This window comes from Silvimonas sp., from assembly GCF_031291215.1.
In the GTDB taxonomy this organism is placed as follows: Bacteria; Pseudomonadota; Gammaproteobacteria; order Burkholderiales; family Chitinibacteraceae; genus Silvimonas; species Silvimonas soli.
In genome coordinates this window covers 422474-443060 of sequence record NZ_JARLJK010000054.1, presented here as the reverse complement: position 1 = coordinate 443060, position 20587 = coordinate 422474, and the positions used below count along the sequence as shown (strand labels likewise).

18 protein-coding genes and 1 pseudogene are annotated in these 20587 nt (G+C 57.8%); 7 read left to right on the top strand and 12 right to left on the bottom strand.

What is annotated here, in order from left to right; translation table 11 throughout:
* Positions 1-119 precede the first annotated feature (119 nt).
* Positions 120-2198: a methyl-accepting chemotaxis protein gene (locus P4L78_RS03515; protein ID WP_309326964.1), complete on the top strand. Its 2079-nt coding sequence runs from the start codon at positions 120-122 to the stop codon at positions 2196-2198.
* A gap of 99 nt (positions 2199-2297) precedes the next feature.
* On the opposite strand, the gene P4L78_RS03510 is transcribed toward P4L78_RS03515, so the two are convergent.
* From P4L78_RS03510 to P4L78_RS03490, 5 genes are all read right to left on the bottom strand, one after another.
* Complete coding sequence (locus P4L78_RS03510; RefSeq protein ID WP_309326963.1) at positions 2298-3134, bottom strand: DMT family transporter; 837 nt, start codon at positions 3132-3134, stop codon at positions 2298-2300.
* Positions 3135-3293: 159 nt separating this feature from the next.
* Positions 3294-3497, bottom strand: coding sequence for a hypothetical protein (locus tag P4L78_RS03505; RefSeq protein ID WP_283148789.1), 204 nt, complete (start codon positions 3495-3497; stop codon positions 3294-3296).
* Positions 3498-3707: 210 nt separating this feature from the next.
* Entirely contained in the window at positions 3708-4121 is a 414-nt protein-coding gene (gene arfB / locus P4L78_RS03500) for an alternative ribosome rescue aminoacyl-tRNA hydrolase ArfB (protein ID WP_390901588.1), read from the bottom strand.
* A 14-nt stretch (positions 4122-4135) separates the two neighbouring features.
* Positions 4136-4327 (bottom strand): hypothetical protein, encoded by a 192-nt coding sequence (locus tag P4L78_RS03495; RefSeq protein WP_283148787.1) that lies wholly within the window; start codon positions 4325-4327, stop codon positions 4136-4138.
* A 111-nt stretch (positions 4328-4438) separates the two neighbouring features.
* Positions 4439-5338, bottom strand: coding sequence for a neutral zinc metallopeptidase (locus tag P4L78_RS03490; RefSeq protein WP_309326962.1), 900 nt, complete (start codon positions 5336-5338; stop codon positions 4439-4441).
* Here P4L78_RS03490 and P4L78_RS03485 point away from each other — a divergent pair.
* The 3 genes from P4L78_RS03485 to P4L78_RS03475 all read left to right on the top strand — a co-directional run bounded on the left by P4L78_RS03485 (position 5322) and on the right by P4L78_RS03475 (position 6940).
* Positions 5322-5621, top strand: a complete 300-nt coding sequence (locus P4L78_RS03485) for a hypothetical protein (RefSeq protein WP_283148785.1) — start codon at positions 5322-5324, stop codon at positions 5619-5621. The two genes, P4L78_RS03490 and P4L78_RS03485, sit on opposite strands and share 17 nt — an antisense overlap.
* An 11-nt stretch (positions 5622-5632) precedes the next feature.
* Entirely contained in the window at positions 5633-6529 is an 897-nt protein-coding gene (rarD, locus tag P4L78_RS03480) for an EamA family transporter RarD (RefSeq protein WP_283148784.1), read from the top strand.
* A 75-nt stretch (positions 6530-6604) separates the two neighbouring features.
* Entirely contained in the window at positions 6605-6940 is a 336-nt protein-coding gene (locus P4L78_RS03475; protein WP_309326961.1) for a hypothetical protein, read from the top strand.
* Between the two features lie 16 nt (positions 6941-6956).
* On the opposite strand, the gene P4L78_RS03470 is transcribed toward P4L78_RS03475, so the two are convergent.
* From P4L78_RS03470 to P4L78_RS03450, 5 genes and pseudogenes are all read right to left on the bottom strand, one after another.
* Positions 6957-7790, bottom strand: coding sequence for a pyridoxal phosphatase (locus P4L78_RS03470; RefSeq protein WP_309326960.1), 834 nt, complete (start codon positions 7788-7790; stop codon positions 6957-6959).
* 98 nt (positions 7791-7888) lie between these two features.
* Positions 7889-8746: pseudogene (araC, locus tag P4L78_RS03465) on the bottom strand (arabinose operon transcriptional regulator AraC); the annotation flags it as partial.
* A 229-nt stretch (positions 8747-8975) separates the two neighbouring features.
* On the bottom strand, positions 8976-9989 hold the full coding sequence (gene araH / locus P4L78_RS03460; RefSeq protein ID WP_309326959.1) for an L-arabinose ABC transporter permease AraH: 1014 nt from the start codon (positions 9987-9989) through the stop codon (positions 8976-8978).
* A gap of 20 nt (positions 9990-10009) precedes the next feature.
* Complete coding sequence (gene araG, locus P4L78_RS03455) at positions 10010-11572, bottom strand: L-arabinose ABC transporter ATP-binding protein AraG (protein WP_283148779.1); 1563 nt, start codon at positions 11570-11572, stop codon at positions 10010-10012.
* Positions 11573-11862: 290 nt separating this feature from the next.
* Positions 11863-12840 (bottom strand): arabinose ABC transporter substrate-binding protein, encoded by a 978-nt coding sequence (locus P4L78_RS03450; RefSeq protein ID WP_283148778.1) that lies wholly within the window; start codon positions 12838-12840, stop codon positions 11863-11865.
* A gap of 365 nt (positions 12841-13205) precedes the next feature.
* Between P4L78_RS03450 and P4L78_RS03445 the strand changes: the two genes are divergently transcribed.
* Genes P4L78_RS03445 through araA form a run of 3 tightly spaced genes read left to right on the top strand, consistent with a single transcriptional unit; the run spans position 13206 to position 17199 of the window.
* A complete protein-coding gene (locus P4L78_RS03445; RefSeq protein WP_309326958.1) occupies positions 13206-14897 on the top strand; it encodes a ribulokinase in 1692 nt (563 codons plus the stop codon).
* A gap of 1 nt (position 14898) precedes the next feature.
* Positions 14899-15666 (top strand): L-ribulose-5-phosphate 4-epimerase, encoded by a 768-nt coding sequence (locus P4L78_RS03440; protein WP_309326957.1) that lies wholly within the window; start codon positions 14899-14901, stop codon positions 15664-15666.
* Positions 15667-15696: 30 nt separating this feature from the next.
* Complete coding sequence (gene araA, locus P4L78_RS03435) at positions 15697-17199, top strand: L-arabinose isomerase (RefSeq protein WP_283148775.1); 1503 nt, start codon at positions 15697-15699, stop codon at positions 17197-17199.
* Between the two features lie 400 nt (positions 17200-17599).
* Here the strand turns inward: araA and P4L78_RS03430 are convergent, their stop codons facing one another.
* Together P4L78_RS03430 and P4L78_RS03425 are read right to left on the bottom strand one after the other, a co-directional pair.
* Entirely contained in the window at positions 17600-18721 is a 1122-nt protein-coding gene (locus tag P4L78_RS03430; protein ID WP_283148774.1) for an ABC transporter ATP-binding protein, read from the bottom strand.
* Positions 18718-20385, bottom strand: a complete 1668-nt coding sequence (locus P4L78_RS03425; RefSeq protein ID WP_309326956.1) for an alpha-glucosidase family protein — start codon at positions 20383-20385, stop codon at positions 18718-18720. Before P4L78_RS03425 ends, P4L78_RS03430 begins: the two co-directional genes overlap by 4 nt.
* Between the last annotated feature and the right edge of the window lie 202 nt (positions 20386-20587).

Here is a 20587-nt window from a genome sequence, read left to right as displayed (position 1 = left end):
CGAACAACTGCAGCGGCAGGCCGGCAAGAACGCTGGTCTGACCGTAAAAACGGCCAATAACACGGATAGCGCCCGCCAGAGGCAGGAATCCGCTTGCACGCGAGCCAAAGGGATACAACATGAGCCAGAAAACGCAGTGGGGCCACTTACGCACACGCATCGTCCTGGTTGCCGGAGCAGCCATTTTTATCGGCTTTGCCGTCATGGTCGGGTTGCTGGTCAAAATGAGTTACGACCGCGCCGAAGAAGCAGGCTTTGAACTGGCGCGAGAGCAAGCCGTCAGTTACGCCCAAACCGTACAAAACCAGCTCGACCGCACCTTCTTGTTGCCACGCCATCTGGCGCGCGCGGTGAGTGGCATCAAGGCCATCGGCAAGACCGACCGCAAACTGGTCGACACCGTCATTTTGCGCATGCTGGACGACGCACCCGGCGTAACCGGTTTGTGGATGGTGTGGGAACCCAACGCGTTTGACGGCAATGATGATGCCTTCAGGCTGGACTGGCCCAAGCAAGATCCGAGCGGCCGTTATACGCCCTACATGACGCGTGGCAAAGATGGCAAAGCCACCGTCGACACCATGATGGAATCCTCGCGCATCAAGGACTTCCCCAAATATCACGATCACCCGGAAACCTACGTCCCGGATTACGAGAAACCAGGCTGGGGTGATTTCTATTACGTCCCCAAACAACGCCAGCGCGACACCATTACCGAGCCATTCCCTTATGAAGTGGCCAACGCCAAAGTGCTGGAAAGCTCGCTGGTATCGGTCATCAAGGACGACAGCGGCAAGTTCCTCGGCGTTGCTGCGGCAGATTTGACGCTGGATGATCTGCAAAAGCAGTTATCCACGCTGCATCCGTATGACACCGGCTACGTCACGCTGTTATCTGAAGGCGGCCTGTATGTAGCGGCCAAAGACGCCAGCCTGTTAGGCAAACCAGTGGAAAGCGGCACGCCCCTGGCCGACGCTGTGGGCAAGATCAAAAGCGGAGAAGACTTTCAACTGGAAGGCAAGGAATACACCCATTTCTTTCACGCCATCAAAATTGGCGACACCGGCCAGTATTGGTCATTGGGCGTGAGCGTGCCGACTGCGGCGATCACCGCGCCTGCCGTGCGTTTGCGCAACATCGCAATTGCCATCGCCGTGGTGTCGCTGGTGGTGATTTTGCTGGTGATTTACGCCGTGGTCAGCGCCCTCACCCGCCCATTGATCCGGCTGGCTGGCACCATGGAAGGGCTGGCCTCGGGTAAAGGCGATTTGACCGCGCGCATTGCCATTACCAACCGCGATGAAATTGGCCAGACCGCCGATGCGTTCAACCGCTTTATCGCCAGTTTGCACAGCATGTTTGTCGAAGTGCGCCAGCAAAGCCAGGCGGTAACGCAATCAGCCAGCCAGTTGGCCAGTTCTGCCGAGTCGGTCAAAGGTTCGTCCCAGCAACAGTCCGAAGCCTCCAGTGCAACTGCCGCCGGAGTGGAACAAGTCACGGTCAGCATTCAGCACATTGCCGACACCGCCAATCAGGCCGAAGACCTGGCACGCGAAACCGGCCAGCTCACCGAAAACAGCACGCAAACCGTCCAGCAAGTGGCGACCAGTATTGCCGGGGTAACGCAGACCATGCATGCGCTGACCGAGCGTATGAGTCAGTTGGGCGCACGCTCACAAGAAGTCAGCACCATCGTCAAAGTGATTACCGACATCGCCGAGCAGACCAATTTGCTGGCCCTGAACGCAGCCATTGAGGCCGCCCGCGCTGGCGAAATGGGTCGTGGGTTTGCGGTGGTGGCCGATGAAGTCCGCAAACTGGCCGCCCGCACTGGCGAGGCTACCCATGAGATCACCCGCATCGTGCACGCCATTCGCCAGGATACCCAAGACGCCATTACCGACGTCGCCCACACGCGGGATCAGGTAGTGGGCAGTGTGAGTGTGACGGACGAAGCCAACAGCACCATGGGCCAGGTCCGCAGCCATACCGGCGAACTGGTCACCCGCATGGTGGATATCGCTGCCGCCACGCGCGAGCAGTCGTCGGCCAGTCTGGATATCGCCCGCAATGTGGAACGCATCAGCACCATGGCGCAAAGCAACGGCCATGTGGTGGGAGAAATGGCGGCCGCCGTGCAGCAACTGAATACGCTGGCGGCCAATCTGGAACGGCTGGTGGGCAATTTCCGGCTGTGAGGCGAGCCCGATACGTCGGGAGAAGGCAGAGAAGTGGTTCGCCAGGGTGGATTGCAACGCAAATTCACCCTGCGCCCGCCCTACGACGTATTTGCCGGTTCAGATCCGGATCAACACCGCACCGATACTCACCAGCGCGCAAGCCAGCAGGCGCCGCAGCGTGAGTTTTTCCTGCATGAACAGCCAGCCCATCGCCACGGCAAAAATCGAACTGAGTTCGCGCAGCGCTGACACCATGCCCATTGGCAGGTATTGCAGCGCGTTAATCACAATGCCGTAGGCCGTTAGTGATACCAATCCCGCGGCCATGCCTTTGGCCGCCATGACTCGCTGCCAGAACAGGCCATTCCAGCCACCGCGCAAGCGGTATACCGTCAGCAGTAACGGAATGCTCCACAGCAAGTACACCCATGCGATATAGCTAAACGCATTGCCAGCCAGGCGCACGCCCATGCCATCGACCACGGTGTAACCGGCAATGAACACGCCGGTCAGTAATGCAGCGGGCACGCTCTGGGCAGAAAAGCGCAAGCCGTTTTTGAACGATAACGAAATGATGCCGACCGACACCAGGCCGATGCCGCCCAGCGCCAGCGGGTGCAACGATTCGCCCGCGAAAAGAAACGCGCCGCCAGCGATCAGCAACGGTGAAAGGCCCCGGGCAATCGGGTAAATCTGTCCGAAATCACCCGCCCGGTAGGCCTTGATCAAGGCAAAGGCGTAGGCAAATTGCAGCAAGGTGGAAGCCGCTATATACGGCCAACTCGCCTGCGCAGGCAGTGGCAGCACCGTAACGGCAATGCCGGAAATCACTGCATAGGGCACCGCCATCATGCCCCATTGCCACAGCCGGTCTGCGCTTAGATGCAGCAGGGCGTTCCAGCTGGCATGCAAAATGGCCGAGAACAAGACCAGGGCAACAAACAGGTTTTCCATTTTTTTTCTATGAATCATGGGCTGAGGGCTGGCGGGATAGCGAGTATGCGGTTGCCATCGCAGCCTGAACAAGTGGATAAGCGCAGATGGGCGGATTACGACGACAAAAAAGCCAGCCGGGCTTTGGGGCCGGGCTGGCTGGTGCCGCGCGAGAGAATCTCAGGCGGGTGTGCTGCTATCGTCCTGGTCTTGCGCTTCGTCTTTCTTTTTTTCCAGCATTTCTTCCAGCGCACCGGCGCCTTTGAAGCCGGCAACTGCAGCAATGCCTTTGGTCAGCAAACCCGCATCCGGGTCCACTTTTTCAGTAGCTTCAACTGCAGCCACCGCACCGGCGATTTCACCAATCGTATCCAGAATACCCATGATCAAATTCCTCTTAGTCGGTAAGCGACTCAACTAATAAATGACAAATTGATACTGTCCGTCAGTTTTTTGACAAAAACCCGACAGGTCTTGGATGAAACGTCTGGTTTTGATCTACGGTTGACTTTGCGTCGATATTACCCCGATGTCATGACGACACCAGCGGCAGCCGTCTGACGGCCAGATAGCGGCATTCAGGCACGTGAGGGTCTAGAAATCCACTTTGCCGCGCATGGCTTTGATTTGCCCGCGCTGTACTTTTTGATCGGTACGTTTACGTTTGGCGCTGCGGCTGGGCTTGGTGGCAAAACGGGCTTTTTGCACCACACCGGCGTCATGAATCAGGCTTTGCAGCCGGGCAATGGCGGACACACGATTCATTTCCTGGCTGCGATGTTCCTGCGCCTTGATGATCACCACGCCTTCCTGGGTAATCAGATGGTGGCTCATTGCCAGCAGCGCCGTTTTGTAGCGCTCTGGCAAGCTGGACGCGTTGATATCAAAGCGCAGGTGAATTGCGGTGGAGGTCTTGTTGACGTTCTGCCCGCCCGCGCCTTGGGCCCGGATGGCGGTCAAGGTGAATTCGTCGAATGAAATCGCCACGCGCGCGGTGATTTCCAGCATTTCAACGGCCATGATTACTTGCTGGCGTCATCAATCTGTTTACGCGTGGCATCGTCTTGTTGCTGCACCGTTTGCTCTACCCCTTTGGCCGCGTCGAGCGCCTTGCGCGCCTCGGGCGCGATTTTGGGTGCGTCTGGTGACGGGCCACAAGCGGCAAGCAGACACAGTGCTACGCCAGCGATCAATCCAGCTCGAAGTACACTCATTTCACATTGTCCTGGTGGGTGATTGATCTGGCCAGCGCCAACGCTGGATTCTGCTGCCAGATCAATTGGATCAAATATCGAGCCGCCATCGTACGGACAAACGTGCCAGCGTCAAAGCTGCTTGGCGGTAAACGTATTGCATTCGTCTACACTGCCGCTATCAAAGCCTTTACGGAACCAGCGCTGGCGCTGATCGGACGTGCCGTGAGTAAACGAATCCGGGGTGACATTGCGCCCGGCATTGCGCTGCAATGTATCGTCGCCAATGGCGTTGGCCGCGACCAAGGCTTGATCCATGTCCTGACCATTCACCAGTTGCCGCTGCTCCGCATCGTGGCCCCACACGCCAGCAAAACAATCGGCCTGCAACTCCAGCCGCACTGATAACGCGTTCGCCTGCGCCTTGCTCACCTGCCGTTCGCGCTGGCTGACTTTTTCCGAGATACCCAACAGATTCTGCACGTGATGGCCGACCTCGTGTGCCACTACGTAGGCTTCGGCAAATTCACCGGGCGCGCCAAAACGATTGCGTAATTCGTCAAAAAAACCGCGATCGATATACAGCTTTTGGTCAGTCGGGCAATAAAACGGGCCAACAGCCGAACTGGTCTGGCCACAACCAGATGCAACTGAACCTTGAAACAACACCAGCGTGGGTGCCGTGTAAGTGCGCCCGGACGCTTTGAAAATACGACCCCAGGTATCTTCGGTATCGCCCAACACCTTTTTGACCATCAATTTGTTGGGATCATTGGCGTTGGCAGTTGTGGTTGCCGGGGTTTGCGGGCGCTGCTGCTGCGCTTGCGGCGCGCCACCGCCAGACAATTGCGAGATCAGCCCGAGCATTTCCATAGGGCTTTTGCCAAACAGCAAACCAACTACCACCACCGCCACAATCCCGCCTACTCCCAGGCGCAGTCCGCCTCCGCCAAATCCACCGCCACCACCCCCGCCACTTTGGCCTTCGCGGTCGTCCACATTCTGGCTTTCGCGCATGTCGTTCCAACGCATGATTTGCTCCTGTGCGATTTTCTTATTGGGTATTGAACCGGGGTATCCGGCGCAATTAGTGGTCGAACGAATTGCCGAACGAATCGACCTGAAGTCTCGGTTGAGCATAGTGGCTGCGCTGTACCAATGCGAGGCAGCGGTCACCTTTGCCCGGCAAACGGCGCGCGATGTTAACGCAAAGCCGCCACAGTTTCTGTGGGATGTTTCTGGTTTTGCCTTGGGCATTCTCGAAAGCCTTGATAGCCGCAGCACTCACCGGCCTGCTAGCATGCGCACTCGCTAAAGAGGTGTTCCATGTTATCCGGCCGGGGCGTTGCCCTATCAGTTACCGCTTCTGTCATCTTCGCCACCATTGGCTGGTTTGCCGCCTTGTTGCGCCCACTGGATGGCATGGGCATTGTGGCGTGGCGCGTCGTCTGGACGGTGCCCGCGATGGCGGTGGCATTGGTGTTGTTGGGGCAGACGGGTCGTTTTCGGGCGCTATGCATGCGTTTGCGCACCGAACCCAGACTATGGCTGGTGCTGCCAGTCACCGCTTCCCTGCTGTTTATCCAGCAATGGATCTTCATGTGGGCACCGCAAGTGGGCCGCCTGATGGAGGTTTCGCTCGGCTATTTTCTGCTGCCGCTGGTGATGGTGCTGACCGGATTCCTGTTTTATCACGAACGACCCAGCCGTTTGCAGTGGCTGGCGGTGGCCTGCGCCATGGTCGGCGTGGCGCATGAAATCTGGCTGACCCAGGCGTTTTCATGGGTCACGCTGGTGACTTCTGTCGGCTATCCGCCCTACTTGATGCTGCGACGCTGGATCAAACTGGACCCGGTCGCGGGCTTCTTGCTGGAAATCCTGTTTATCTTGCCGTTTGTGGCGTTTTATCTGTTTACCCATCATCCGGCGACCCAAGCACTTAGCGTCAAACCCATGCTGTGGGCAATGCTGCCCTTGTTGGGCATCATGAGCGCGGCGGCATTTGCGCTGTATCTGGCCGCCAGCAAATTGCTGCCCATGGGCGTGCTGGGGATTCTGGGTTACGTCGAACCCGCCCTGCTGTTTTTTATCTCCATCCTGTTTTTGGGCGAGCCATTCACCATGGCGGGTCTGGGCACCTACGTGCCGATCTGGCTGGCAGTGCTGCTCACTTGCGGCCACAGCGTGCTCACCTTGCAGCGGCAACGCACGGCCGCTCAGTAATATCCGTCCGGGCGAATCGCCCACAATAGCGGGCCAGCCGCTAACATGGTGGCATAACCATCTTGTGGATTTGCCATGAAACACCTTGTTGCCTGTGGCTTGCTGGTGCTGGCCAGCGCCGTTGCTCACGCGGACCCACGCTATAACTGGGATTGCCGCGACGCACAGCAGAACCCCGCTCCGGGCAAAACCATCGTGCCTATCCTGGCTCCCGGACAGCGCCATTTCATCTTGTCCGAAGGGGCCGCAACTCGCCAATTAATCGGCGTAACCAGCGCAGGCAATTGCAGCACGGCGACATTAGTGATCGGGAGCAACCGCTATCAATGCGTTTTGGGCTTTGCGGTGGATGGTAGCGGGCGTAATGGCAAAAAAGTGGACAGAACTGAATGCGCGAACAAAGGCAGTTAGCAAGGGTTACTGAGCGTTAAACCACGGCATTCGCAAAAATCTCATCCCGCAAAAAATCCGCAATCGCATCCGTATCATTCTTGCCTATCACCCGTGCCGCTTGTTCGCGCACTGGTGCCTCAGCATTACCCATCGCCACGCCCAATCCCACCCCTTGCAGCATCGACAAATCATTGTAGTTATCGCCAAACGCCACCACTTCGGCTGGCGTAATACCCTGAGTGGCGATCCACTCCAGCAACAACGCCCCTTTGCTGTTACCTGCGCTGGCGACATCCACGCGGTTATGGCCAGAACGCTCACACGCCAGACCAAGCTCTGCTTCGACTTGGGCAATGAATGGTTCGATTTTGCCGTCACTCACGCTCGATACCGCGTATTTCCAGACCAGATCAGCCGCGCGCAGCAATGATTCAAAATCCGCTACTTGCACCATATTTGGCCGTACTTCGGCGGGTAATACTTCGGCCCAATGCAGCAGGTGTGTGAGATGCGGTTCCAGCGTTTCGTAGGCTTGAGCGTCCCGCAAATACAGCAACGCGTGGACATCATGCAGGCGAATCAATCCCAAGAGCGCGGTGGCCTCGGCCTTGGTCAGTGGCTTGGCAAACAGCGCTTCGCCACGGGCGAAATCCCAGGCGTAGGTGCCGTTGCAAGCCAGCAGCGGCGTATCCAGATTGAGTTGATGATGATACGGCCACGCCATGATGTGATGCCGCCCGGTGACCATCACCACCTTGTAACCCAGCTCGCGCGCAGTCTGAATGGCGGCGATGGAAGCCGGGCGGATTTGCAGATCGTTGCCCAGCAAAGTGCCATCCAGATCAAACGCCAGCAGTCGATAGGTCACAAGTAAAACTCCATGCCGTTATCAGGGACATCTACGTCAATATGCGGCCAGTCCATATTGGGATTCTGGTACGGGTAAAGCGGCTCGCCGCTGGTCTTGCGAAACTCGCTCGGGCTGACGCCGACCCGTTTGCGGAACACGCGGGAGAAATACAACTGGTCTTCATAACCTACGGTGCCAGCAATGCGCGCAATCGGCGTGCGCGTGCTGTGCAGCAGGTGTTTGGCCAGAATAATGCGTTGGTCTTCACGCCAGCGCAGGATGTTCACGCCAATCTGGTCGCGGAACAAATGTGCCAGCCGCGATGGCGACAAGCACACATGCCGGGCAATTTCATCCAGCCCGATTTCCTGCCCCAGATTGCGGGTGATGTACTGGCAAGCTTCCTGCACGCGGTTATCCAGCGGTTTGGGCAGGTTTTCCGGCGAAATTTCGTAGGCGCGAATCAACAAGCGCTCCAGCAGGTTGATCGCCAGTTCCTCGCTGGTCACCCGACCTTCACGATGAGTGCGGTCAATTTGCTGGAATAACTCATCAAACTCGGCGTATAGCGTTTTGTCTGGCAGGCACAAGCGCCCGACGTTGCGAATCTGGTCTTGCCATTTGAGCCAAGGTGCCCAGTAGGCGCGCGGCCGAAAGTAAATCCAGCGGTGATACCAGTTGGGGCTGCTGGGCGCGCGGCCGTAGTAATGCACGGTTTCGGGCGAGAACATCAGCATGTCGCCGGGGTTCACAAAGAACGCGTCGTCGCCATCAAACACCTTGCCCTGCCCGGCCACAGTGAGATTGATGATGAAGCCCTGCATGCCTTTGGGCCGATCAATGATGAAATCCAGCGGGCCGTTTTCGATGATCGGCGTGATGCCAGCCACCAGATACAAGTTGAACGAATACCCCGGCATGAGCGGGTCAAGGCTTTGCTTCTCTGCCGGTTTTTCCAGATGTTGTGGTTGCATCGGGCGAGCCTGTTTTTGTGGCGGCAAGCGCTGCCATTCTCTGATTTGATCGAATCACCGTTGTGGCACGGTGGCCCGGCTTCGTGACGCGCCCGCTTGCGCCGTCTGGATTGTTATTTCGTCTATTTGCGGTAACACAGCCCGGCGGCCAGAACGCGAACCAGAATACAAAGGCTCTGGCCTGCCGGGCTGCGTCAGATCAACTGCAACCGGTGAAGCAAACAACGCATCAGACGCGAGACCTGGATTTTTGTTTGTAGCGGTCAAAAATCACCGCCGCCAGCAAGATCAGACCACGCACCACATATTGGGCAAACGGCGAGATATTCAGCAGATTCATGGCGTTTTCTACGGTGCCCAGAATCAGCACGCCAGCCACCACATAGCTGATCTTGCCCACGCCGCCTTTGAGCGAAACACCACCCAGCACGCAAGCCGAGATCACTGTCAGTTCCAGCCCCAGCGACGTCATCGGCTGACCGGAAGTCATACGCGAAGCAAGCACCACACCGGCAAAGGCGGAGATCACGCCAGACAAGGTAAAGATGGCGATCTTGTTGCGCACCACGTTCACACCTGCCAGTCGCGCAGCTTCTTCGTTGCCGCCAATCGACAGCGTGTTGCGGCCAAACAACGTGCGGCGCATGACGAAGCCAAACACGGCAAAGCAGGCGATGGTGATCCACACCGGCGCTGGCAGGCCAAGCCAGTTGGTATTGCCCAGAGTAAAGAAGCTTTCCTCCGAAACGCCCACCGCTTTGCCGTCGGAGATGATGTACGCCATACCACGGGCGATCTGCATGCTGGCCAACGTGGTAATCAGGGCGTTGATGCCCAACCACGCCACGATAATGCCGTTGAGCAAGCCGAACACCAACCCGGTCGCCAGACCTGCCAGAATCCCCATCGTCACGCTGTTGGTCATGTTGATGATCGTGGCACAGGCCACACCGGCGCACGCCACCACGGACCCGACCGACAGGTCAAAGTCACCGGCAGCCAGGCAGAACAACATGCCGCAGCCCACCATGCCAGCTAGTGACACAGCCAGTCCCAGACCACGCATGTTCTGAAAACTCAGGAAATTGGGCACCAGCGCCGAACATGCAATAAACAGCACCAGGAACACCAGCAACATGCCGTATTTGTCCCACACTTTGGCAAACACGGTGCGGCCAGGCGCCAGGGTAATCTCCGGCACGGCCACGCCAGGACTGACAGGATTAATCGTTGCTTTGGACATTTTGCTTTCCTTTAAACCTTTCAAACCGGTACTTGAATCGGGTTGGCATCCTGCCCGGCGCTGTGGCCTGGCAAGGTTTCGGGCTGACGCAACATGGCCAGCGCCAGCGCTTTTTGTTCTGTGGCGGTGTCGTGATCCAGTTCGCCCACGATATGGCCTTCGCGCATCACGATGATGCGGTCCGCCAAGCCCAGCGCTTCGGGCAAGTCGCTGGAGGCAAACAGAATCGAGATGCCGTGCTCGGCCAGGTCGTATATCACGCGGTAGATTTCGTGCTTGGCGCCCACGTCGATCCCGCGCGTGGGTTCGTCCAGCAGCATCACTTTCATGTCTTCGGATAACCAGCGCCCGAGAATGGCTTTTTGCTGATTGCCACCCGACAAATTCATGATCAGTTGTTCGTCGCTGGGGGTTTTGACGTTCAACTCTTTGACCATCTTGGCCGAGTTGCTGCGCTCCCAGCTTTCGTTCACCAGGCAGCCGGCGCGCACGGTGCCACGGCGGGCGCTGATATTGATGTTGTCGCGCACCGAATGTACCGGCACGATGCCTTCGGCTTTACGGTCTTCAGGGCATAGCATGATGCCAGCGGCAATCGCGTCACCCGGGCGGCGAATTTTCACCGGCTGGCCGTCAAGCAGCACTTGGCCGCTGAACACCGGCGAACCGCCGAAAATCCCTTTCATCAACTCGGAACGCCCTGCTCCCACCAAACCAAACAGGCCGACGATTTCACCGCGTTTGACATTGAGCGACGCGGGCGCGCGCAGGCCCGGCGCCAGCAGGTCACGCACTTCCAGCCGCACTTCGCCATGTTCGCGTGGGCGATAACCGTAGATGTCGCCGATGTCGCGCCCAACCATGGCTTGTACCAGTTGGTCGTGCGTCACGTTGGCCATGTCCTTCCAGGTGTTTACGTAGCGGCCGTCTTTGAAAATGGTGACCGCGTCGCACATGCGGAAGATTTCCTCCATGCGGTGCGAGACGTACAGAATCACCCGGCCTTCGGCCTTGAGTTCGTTGATGACGCGGAACAGTTGTTCTATTTCACGCGCCGAGAGCGAACTGGTTGGCTCATCAAACGCAATGATCTTGGCGTTGCGGGTCAGCGCCTTGGCGATTTCCACCATCTGCCATTGCGCAATCGACAAGTGCCGCAACGGGGTCGCGGGGTCGATATCCATGCCCAGATAGCGCAGTTTTTCTGCCGCCATGGCATGCAGCCGTTGCTGGTCCACCACGCCAAAGCGATGCGGCAACTGGCCCAGATAAATGTTTTCTGCCACCGACATATCCGGTGCCAGATGCAATTCTTGATAAATGATCGCCACGCCCGCGCGCAATGCGTCCATCGCACCATTGAAGGCGACAGGTTGCCCGGCGATTTCCAGATGTCCGCCGCTGGGCTGGTACATGCCGGAAAGGATCTTGAGCAGCGTGGACTTGCCCGCGCCGTTTTCGCCCATCAGCGCGTGGACCGAACCGGGCTCGCAGCCAAAAGAAATATCCTGCAGCGCTTTCACGCCGGGGAACACCTTGCTGATATTGCGAAATACCAGGTATGAATCGGGAAGATCGGTCATGGGACAGCTCTTTTCAAAGAATCAGGGCAAAGTCATTACAAGATGCAAACCCGTGATCCGGCGGACGGGTTGGGTAGATTTGATATTCCGGCCTTTCGGAAACGGCAACCCATCACGGCAACGGTGGATTGCCGCCACGCGGCGAATCCACCCTACGCCAGACAAACCTTTTCATTTCGTCATTCCCGCGCAGGCGGGAACCCAGGCCCGTAGGGTGCGCATTCATGCGCACGCAATATCCGCGTTCGCAGGCAAAGCCCGCAAACCCTACGCCCTGCACCTCACACTTGTTACAGGCCCTTCTTCTTCAGTTCTTCTTTGTAGTTGTCGCGGGTAATCAGCACCACGTCGCTCACTTCAGTGAACTTGGTCGGAGCCTTACCGTTGGCAGTCCACTCATGCAGCATCTTGATGGATTGATAACCGTGCACGTCCGGGCTTGGCAGCAAGGAGCCGTAGAAACCGGTCGCAGCAGACTTGCCCAGTTCGGTCTTGGCATCCACACCGTTGATACCGACACCGATCACGTTGGCCGCCTTGAAGCCCTGGCCTTCAGTAGCGCGCACGCCACCCAGCACGGTGTTGTCGTTCATGCCGATCACCAGCCAGTTCTTCACGTTGGGGTGTTGCACCAGCATGGAGTTGGCTGCATCCAGCGCGCCAGGAATGTCATTGGATTTGGTTGGCACGGTGAAGATCTGGCCTGCCGGGAAACCCGCTGCCTTCAGAGCGTTCATTGAGCCATCAGTACGGCGGCGCGCGGTATCCAGTTCGTTGGCGGTAATCGCCAGTACGGCGGTATCCTTGACGTTCCAGTTCCGCTTTTTCATTTCCTTGTACAGTTCCTGACCCTGACGCTCACCCACTTTGGTGGCGGCCATCATCAGCAGCGGTACTTCGGTCATTGGCTGGCCTTTGGCGTTCACGAACTGGTCATCCACGGTCACCACTTTCAGACCCAGGGAATTGGCCTTGGCCATGATCGCCGGGCCAAGCTTTGGATCAGGCGTACAGATCACGAAGCCCTTGGCGCCGCTGGCAGCCAGGGTATCAATGGCGTTCAGGGTTTTTTCGCCATCAGGTACGGCAATCTTGATGACATCGAAGCCCATATCTTTGCCAGCTTTCTCGGCAAAGGCCCATTCGGTCTGGAACCAGGGCTCTTCTGGCTGCTTGACCAGATAGCCGAGTTTTTCTGCTGCATATGCACTGCCGATCGCGCCGAACATTACACAGCTCAGTGTGAGCAATTTGACCATTTTGTTCATATCAGACTCCGTTATATTTGCGTTTCGCTATGTGTCGTACCTGGAATACCGTACTTACAAACTCCAGCCATCAAGCCTTGCAACGCAGCATTTATTGGGTTGCAGAGTCAAAAACCGGGCTGCAGGCTCAAGCTGGACGGATTATATGGCCGACTATTTCGTAGCGATTCATTCGATACTACACATTAGCCGATAAATCCATGCATTCGGCAAGATTGTTCGGGTTTGTCCATGTCGATTCAACAGGCAAACCACACTAAGGCGATTAGTCCATATTCTCGACCAGCGTTTCCTTATGAGCTGAACCGCCAGCGCCCTATTCTTCGGGAAAACCTGAAATACGACCCCGAAAGGCGCAATCCAACATGTCAGTTGATATATCCATAGGTCTGGACTTTGGTAGTGATTCAGTACGCGCGCTGGCGGTGGATTGCCACAGTGGTGCCGAGCTGGCTACCGAGGTCGCGTACTACCCGCGCTGGTCCAGGGGCGAGTTTTGCAGCCCGACCGACAACCAGTTTCGGCATCACCCGCTCGACTACATCGAATCAATGCAGGCTGCGGTGAAAGGCGTGGTGGCCCAACTCAGCCCCGCGCAACGGCTTGGCATTGTCGGGCTGGGCGTAGACACTACCGGCTCCACACCCGCGCCAATCAACGCGGCGGGCGATGTTCTGGCACTTACGCCTGAATTCGCCGACAACCCCAACGCCATGTTCGTGCTGTGGAAAGACCACACCGCCATTGCCGAAGCTGAAGCCATTACCGCGCTGGCGCAAAGTGGTCCGGAGCGCGGCGTGTATCCGGATTACACGCGCTACATCGGCGGGATTTATTCGTCTGAATGGTTCTGGGCCAAGATTTTGCATGTGTCGCGGGCAGACGCTGCGGTCGCCAAAGCGGCGCAAAACTGGATCGAACTGGCCGATTGGGTGCCTGCCTTGCTCAGTGGCACCACCCGCCCCGCCGATATCAAGCGCGGGCGTTGTTCAGCGGGGCATAAATCGCTGTGGCACCCACAATGGGGCGGCTTGCCACTGAAGAGTTTCCTCAAGGAACTCGACCCGCTGCTGGTCGAAGAGCTGGATTACCCGCTGTTTACTGATACCTGGACCGCAGATGTGCCAGTTGGCCGCATCACCGCCGAATGGGCGCGCAAACTGGAACTGCCAGAGCACGTGATCATCTCTGGCGGCGCATTTGACTGCCATATGGGCGCAGTCGGTGCCGGTGCAGGCGAGCATACGCTGGTGAAAGTCATTGGCACTTCCACCTGTGACATCCTGATTGCGGATGACAGCGTAATTGGCGAGCGCGCCGTTGCCGGGATTTGTGGTCAGGTGGATGGCAGCGTCTTGCCAAGCAAGATCGGGCTGGAAGCGGGCCAATCGGCATTTGGCGATATGTACGCCTGGTTTGGCAACCTGTTGTCGTGGCCGCTGCAACTGGCCGCCAAGCAACAGCCCGAACTGGCAGAACCACTGGCCAAAGTGCAATCCTCCTTGCTGCCCGCACTGACCGAAGCCTGGGCCGCACAGCAGAATCTGGATCATCTGCCGCTGGTGCTGGACTGGTTCAATGGCCGCCGCACGCCATTTGCCAACCAGCGCCTCAAGGGTGTGGTCAGTGGCGTCAATCTGGGCACCGATGCACCGGCCCTGTTTGGCGGTTTTATCGCCTCTACCGCCTTTGGCGCACGGGCGATCATGGAGTGTTTTACCGAGCAGCAAGTCGCGGTAAATAGCGTGCTGACCTTGGGCGGCATTGCCCGCAAATCGCCCACCATCATGCAGGTATGTGCGGACGTCATGAACCGCAACGTGGATGTGGTCGGCTCGGACCAGTGCTGTGCTCTGGGCGCAGCGATTTTTGGTGCCGTTGCAGCTGGCATTCACCCGGATGTCGCGACAGCGCAAGCGGCAATGGCCAGCAAGATCGAGCGAACCTACACGCCCAATCCGCTCAACGTACCCAAATACGAAAAACTGTATCAACGCTATCTGCAATGGGGCGCGGCCACCGAGCCGCTATATGCCCCAGCCGCCGGGGAGGTCTGAGATGGATCGCCTCACCGCCCTCAAACAACAGGTTCTGCAGGCCAATCTGGCGCTGCCCAAGCATGGCCTGGTGACGTTTACCTGGGGCAATGTCAGCGGTATTGATCGCGAGCTTGGCCTGGTGGCGATCAAGCCCAGCGGCGTGAGTTATGACGCCATGACGGTGGATGACATTGTGGTGCTGGACCTGGCGGGCAATCGCATTGAAGGCAGTTTGCGCCCGTCATCCGATACCCCTACGCATCTGGCGCTGTACAACCGCTATCCGCAGATTGGCGGCATCGTGCACACGCACTCCACGCACGCCACCTCCTGGGCGCAAGCCTGCCGGGAAATTCCAGCGCTGGGCACCACGCATGCCGATTATTTCTACGGCGCGATTCGCTGCACCCGGCCGCTCACCCCGGCGGAGATTGAACAAGCCTACGAGGCCAATACCGGCAGCGTCATTATCGAGACCATTGGCGACGGCGATGTAATGGCCATTCCCGGCATTCTGGTCAGCGAACACGCGCCGTTTGCCTGGGGCAAAGACGCCAATGCCGCCGTACATAACGCCGTGGTGCTGGAAGAAGTCGCCCGCATGGCGCTGTTCACGCTGATGCTGAACGCCAGCCAGCACGCCATTCCGGATCACCTGCTGGACAAACACTATCTGCGCAAACACGGCGCCGGTGCGTATTACGGCCAGAGCAAAACCGAAGCCACACCAGCAACCGACGCGCCAGTAACCCCGGCTCCCGAACAACTCCCCCGGCGCGCTGCCTGACGCCACCGTTTATCTTCAAGGAAACATGTAATGGAATTCTTCAAAGAACTGGAAGTCTGGTTTGTCGTCGGCAGCCAGCATTTGTATGGCAAGAAAACTCTGGCAGAAGTGGCCGCCAATGCCGAGCGCATCGTTAAAGGTTTGAACGCAGAAGGCAATCTGCCGATCAAGCTGGTACTCAAAGACACAGTGACCTCGCAAGAAGGCATTCTGCAAATCTGCCGCGATGCCAATTACGCCAAAAACTGTATCGGTATGGTGACGTGGCTGCACACTTTCAGCCCGGCCAAGATGTGGATCGCCGGTTTGTCGGTGCTCGAAAAACCAATGATGCAACTACACACCCAGTTCAACTCCGTGGTGCCATGGAACACCATGGACATGGACTTCATGAACCTGAACCAGACCGCCCACGGCGGCCGCGAATTCGGCTTCATCGGCGCGCGCATGCGCAAGCAATACAACGTCGTGGTTGGCCACTGGCAAGACCCGACGGTCGCTGCCAAGCTGGGTGACTGGATACGCGTTGCCGCTGCGGTGTACGACAGCAAGAACCTGAAAGTGGCCCGCTTTGGCGACAATATGCGCGAAGTGGCGGTGACTGAGGGTGACAAGGTTGCTGCGCAAATCCAGTTTGGCTACGCGGTGCACGCCTATGGTCTGGGCGATCTGGTCAAATCGGTCGAAGCCGTCACCGAAGAAGAACTGAACGCGCTGATCGCGGAATATGAATCCAGCTACACCTTGTCTGACGCGGTCAAAAACAGCGGCGACAAGCGCCAGCATCTGCTGGATGCCGCGCGCATTGAACTGGGTATCAAGCACTTCCTGGATAAAGGTGGTTTCCATGCCTTTACCACCACCTTTGAAAACCTCTACGGCCTGACACAACTGCCGGGTCTGGCGGTGCAACGTCTGATGCAACAAGGCTATGGCTTTGGTGCCGAAGGCGACTGGAAAACCGCCGCGCTGCTGCGTGCACTCAAGGTGATGGGCGCAGGTCAACCCGGTGGCGCCTCGTTCATGGAGGACTACACCTACGACTTCACGCCTGGCAACGAACTGGTGATTGGCGCGCACATGCTGGAAGTGTGCCCATCCATTGCCAAAGAAGAAAAACCGTTGCTGGACGTGCAACCGTTGTCCATCGGCAAAAAAGCCGATCCGGCACGCCTGGTGTTCAGCGCCAAACCTGGTCCGGCCATCAACGTCACGCTGATCGACATGGGCAACCGCTTCCGCCTGATTGCCAGCGATCTGGAAACCGTGGAACAACCCAAGCCGCTGCCCGCCCTGCCCGTCGCCCGCGCCGTGTGGAAAGCATTGCCAGACCTGGCCACCTCTGCTGCCGCCTGGATTTATGCCGGTGGCGCGCACCACGCCGTGTACACGCAAGCGGTGTCGCAAGAACAATTGCGCCTGTTTGCCGAAATCACCGGCATTGAGTATCTGCAGATCGGTGCCAAGACCGAGATTGGCGCATTCAAGAACGAACTGAAGTGGAACGAAGTATTTTTCAATCTGTGCAAATAAGCGGGTTTTAGCGTGACTGCAGGGTGGAATCATCTCGTTGAATCGGGATATCCAGCACCATCCACCCTGCACTATTCAGTGCCCGCTGCAAACCACGCGACAAGGGCACCAAGGACCAGCCGGGAACCGCGTTGCCAGGCTGGTCTGGCTGTAGCACTGGCAACGCGTCATTCGCAAATTGTCTGAAAGCCGATTGCGCTTTCGCAGTGATCAACAGCCTGTCCCGGGCTCGAACCTCCAACGGGGACGACCGGCAGTCACAGGCTGTGCCGCCTGCCGTTCAAAGCTGTTGATCACTGCTCCTTTCTTGTCCGCCGCACTGGGCTCTCTCCCGTCCAAAAAAACAGCACCCGCAGGTGCTGTCTGATCGTCACGTCCAATCCTGTCCAGCCACGTGATATCACACGGCCATTTCCGGCTGCGCAATCCGCGTGCGCGCATCGCCTTTGGCATCGAATAAATGCATGGCATGGGCGGGCAAGGTAAATGGCAAAACATCGCCGACTTTGACATCTTCCCGCGCCGTTTTGGCAATAAACGACTGGCCACTGAGCGCGGTTTCCAGGTGTAGATAGGTGTGCTCTCCCAGCGGCTCCACGTGTACCACCTTGCCACTCAGCGCGCCGCTGCCCACCTGGATATGTTCCGGGCGAATGCCCAACGTCACCTTGGTGCCCACGCCCAAACCGCCGCCTTCTACTGCCGCAGACAATTCCTGCCCGGCAACGGTGACTTCCACGCTGGACAGATTGATGCCGCGCACCACGCCTTCCATAAAATTCATCGAGGGCGAACCAATAAACGCGGCGACAAACAAATTGGCCGGATGGTGGTACAGCTCAAGCGGATGCCCCACCTGCGCGATGCTGGGCAAGTCATCCTTGCCCGACAGCGGGCGTAGCAGCACGATTTTGTCGCCCAAAGTCATGGCTTCGACCTGATCATGCGTCACGTAGATCATGCTGACGTCCGGTAAATCCTGGTGCAGCTTGGCAATGCCCACGCGGGTTTTCACGCGCAGTGCGGCATCCAGATTCGACAGCGGCTCGTCGAACAAAAACACCTTGGGTTTACGCACGATGGCGCGGCCAATGGCGACGCGCTGGCGTTGCCCACCAGACAACTCTTTGGGTTTGCGCTTGAGCAGATTGGTCAGGTTAAGCGCCTGCGCAGCCGTGGTCAGGCGCTGTTCGATCTCGCCTTCGGGCAACTTCAGATGGCGCAAACCAAAGGCCATGTTCTCTTCCACGGTCATATGCGGATACAGCGCATAACTCTGGAACACCATGGCGATATCGCGCTTGGCGGGCAATACATCGTTCACCCGCACATCGCCAATAAAAATGTCGCCACCGCTGGGTGCCTCCAGCCCGGCAATAATCCGCAACAGCGTGGATTTGCCGCAGCCGGACGGCCCGATAAATACGCAGAATTCACCGTGTTTGATATCCAGATCCACATCCGCCAACACCGCGGTATCACCAAAGCGTTTTTGCAGACCTTTTAGCTGGATATGGCTCATGCTGTTTGTCCTTGAAGTGACGCGTTCGCGGGCACCGAGGCGAAGCAGGCTTGCAACGGTGCCAGTTCGATCTGACCATTGCTGATCTGGCCGGTGAAGCCGTGGCCGATCAAGTCCGTTGCTTGCACGCCTGCAGGCAAAGCGTAGCTGGCTGGCTTGTCTGACAAATTGAGCGCACACAGCAGGCGTTCATCGCCCGCTTGCCGCACAAAGGCCAGTACTTGTTCATGCGCAGGCAGCAAGGTCAGATTGCCTTGGCATAGCGCCCCCTGAGTCTTGCGCCAGGCAATAAAGCGGCGGTAATCGTTGAGCACCGATTGTGCGTCGGCCTGCTGGTCACTCGCCACTCGATGAGTGTGATCCTCGCCCAGCGGCAGCCACGGCTTGCCGGTGGTGAAACCCAGATTGGCCGAGTGATCCCACGGCATTGGCGTACGGCAACCGTCGCGGCCTTTGAACTCGGGCCACATGGTGATGCCGTATGGATCTTGCAGCAGTTCAAATGGCACATCGACGTCGGTCAGGCCCAGCTCTTCGCCTTCATAAATACACACAGCGCCTGGCAACGACAGCAAGAACGCTGCCAGCAAATGCGCGCGTTGGCGTTCATCGCCACCCAACGCGGCCCAGCGCGACACCAGCCGTGGCACATCATGATTGCCCAGTGACCAGCAGACATAGGCATTGCCAGCGTCACGCAAATATTCGGCCAGCACGCCATGCAGATACGTCGGTTTGCACATATCAGTCAGCAGCGCGAACACATACGCCATGTGCAGGCGGTTATTGCCCTCGGTGTAGCTGGCCAGCGTTTCGTATTGATGATCGTCGCCAATTTCACCAATGGTGGTGATGTCGTCGTACTGGTCCGTCAATGCGCGCAGGCGTTGCAGGAACAACAGATTCTCTGGCTGCGTTTTGTCGTACACATGCTGCTGGCGGGTGTACGGATTGACCATGGGCGCGGTGTTGGAGATGGTGCTGCGCGGCATTGGCGGGTTGTTGCGTAGTTGCTGATCGTGCACGTAGAAATTGACCGTATCCAGCCGGAAACCGTCGACACCTCGATCCAGCCAGAACTTTGCGACATCCAGCAGCGCGTCTTGTACCGCCGGGCAATGGAAGTTCAGATCGGGCTGGCTGGTCAGAAAGTTGTGCATGTAATACTGCTGGCGGCGGGTATCCCATTGCCACGCCGAACCACCAAAAATCGACAGCCAGTTATTGGGCGGCGTGCCGTCTTCTTTGGCCTCTGCCCACACATACCAATCGGCATGCGCATTATCGTGGCTACTACGGCTGTCTTTGAACCAGGGGTGTTGATCGGAGGTATGACTCAGCACCAGATCAATCAACACTTTCAGACCCAGGCTGTGCGCTTTGGCCACCAGTTGGTCGAAGTCGGCCAGCGTGCCGAAGATGGGATCGACATCGCAGTAATTGGATACGTCGTAGCCAAAATCCAGCATCGGACTGGTGAAGAACGGCGACAGCCACACCGCTTGCGCGCCCAGATTGGCAATGTGATCCATACGGGCCGTTACGCCCGGCAAGTCACCAATGCCATCGCCGTTGCTGTCTTGAAAACTGCGTGGGTAAACCTGATAAATGACCGCACCGCGCCACCAGTTGGTTGCGGTTTGGGACAATGTTGCTTGAGACATGTTGTTTTCTCCTGGTAGCTGCGTTTTTGCTGTTTGGTCAGTCACTACTGAATCTTGAGTGCCTGCGGATACGGCACTTTTGTAGCCCGGGTTCGCGTAGCAATCCGGGGTGGCCATATCCACGCATTCAGATGTCTGTGGATTGTTGATGCCTCGCAACCGCGGATTCTCACTTCGTTTCATCCGGGCTACGGGAATGCAT

Bases quoted from the DNA above. Each gene is read 5' to 3' on its own strand.
- araH (WP_309326959.1), bottom strand. From the start codon at position 9,989: ATGTCCAAAGCAACGATTAATCCTGTCAGTCCTGGCGTGGCCGTGCCG.
- P4L78_RS03425 (WP_309326956.1), bottom strand. From the start codon at position 20,385: ATGTCTCAAGCAACATTGTCCCAAACCGCAACCAACTGGTGGCGCGGT.
- P4L78_RS03485 (WP_283148785.1), top strand. From the start codon at position 5,322: ATGTCGTTCCAACGCATGATTTGCTCCTGTGCGATTTTCTTATTGGGT.
- araA (WP_283148775.1), top strand. From the start codon at position 15,697: ATGGAATTCTTCAAAGAACTGGAAGTCTGGTTTGTCGTCGGCAGCCAG.
- araG (WP_283148779.1), bottom strand. From the start codon at position 11,572: ATGACCGATCTTCCCGATTCATACCTGGTATTTCGCAATATCAGCAAG.
- P4L78_RS03510 (WP_309326963.1), bottom strand. From the start codon at position 3,134: ATGGAAAACCTGTTTGTTGCCCTGGTCTTGTTCTCGGCCATTTTGCAT.
- rarD (WP_283148784.1), top strand. From the start codon at position 5,633: ATGTTATCCGGCCGGGGCGTTGCCCTATCAGTTACCGCTTCTGTCATC.
- P4L78_RS03430 (WP_283148774.1), bottom strand. From the start codon at position 18,721: ATGAGCCATATCCAGCTAAAAGGTCTGCAAAAACGCTTTGGTGATACC.
- P4L78_RS03495 (WP_283148787.1), bottom strand. From the start codon at position 4,327: ATGAGTGTACTTCGAGCTGGATTGATCGCTGGCGTAGCACTGTGTCTG.
- P4L78_RS03475 (WP_309326961.1), top strand. From the start codon at position 6,605: ATGAAACACCTTGTTGCCTGTGGCTTGCTGGTGCTGGCCAGCGCCGTT.
- P4L78_RS03490 (WP_309326962.1), bottom strand. From the start codon at position 5,338: ATGCGTTGGAACGACATGCGCGAAAGCCAGAATGTGGACGACCGCGAA.
- P4L78_RS03505 (WP_283148789.1), bottom strand. From the start codon at position 3,497: ATGGGTATTCTGGATACGATTGGTGAAATCGCCGGTGCGGTGGCTGCA.
- P4L78_RS03440 (WP_309326957.1), top strand. From the start codon at position 14,899: ATGGATCGCCTCACCGCCCTCAAACAACAGGTTCTGCAGGCCAATCTG.
- P4L78_RS03445 (WP_309326958.1), top strand. From the start codon at position 13,206: ATGTCAGTTGATATATCCATAGGTCTGGACTTTGGTAGTGATTCAGTA.
- P4L78_RS03450 (WP_283148778.1), bottom strand. From the start codon at position 12,840: ATGAACAAAATGGTCAAATTGCTCACACTGAGCTGTGTAATGTTCGGC.
- P4L78_RS03515 (WP_309326964.1), top strand. From the start codon at position 120: ATGAGCCAGAAAACGCAGTGGGGCCACTTACGCACACGCATCGTCCTG.
- arfB (WP_390901588.1), bottom strand. From the start codon at position 4,121: ATGCTGGAAATCACCGCGCGCGTGGCGATTTCATTCGACGAATTCACC.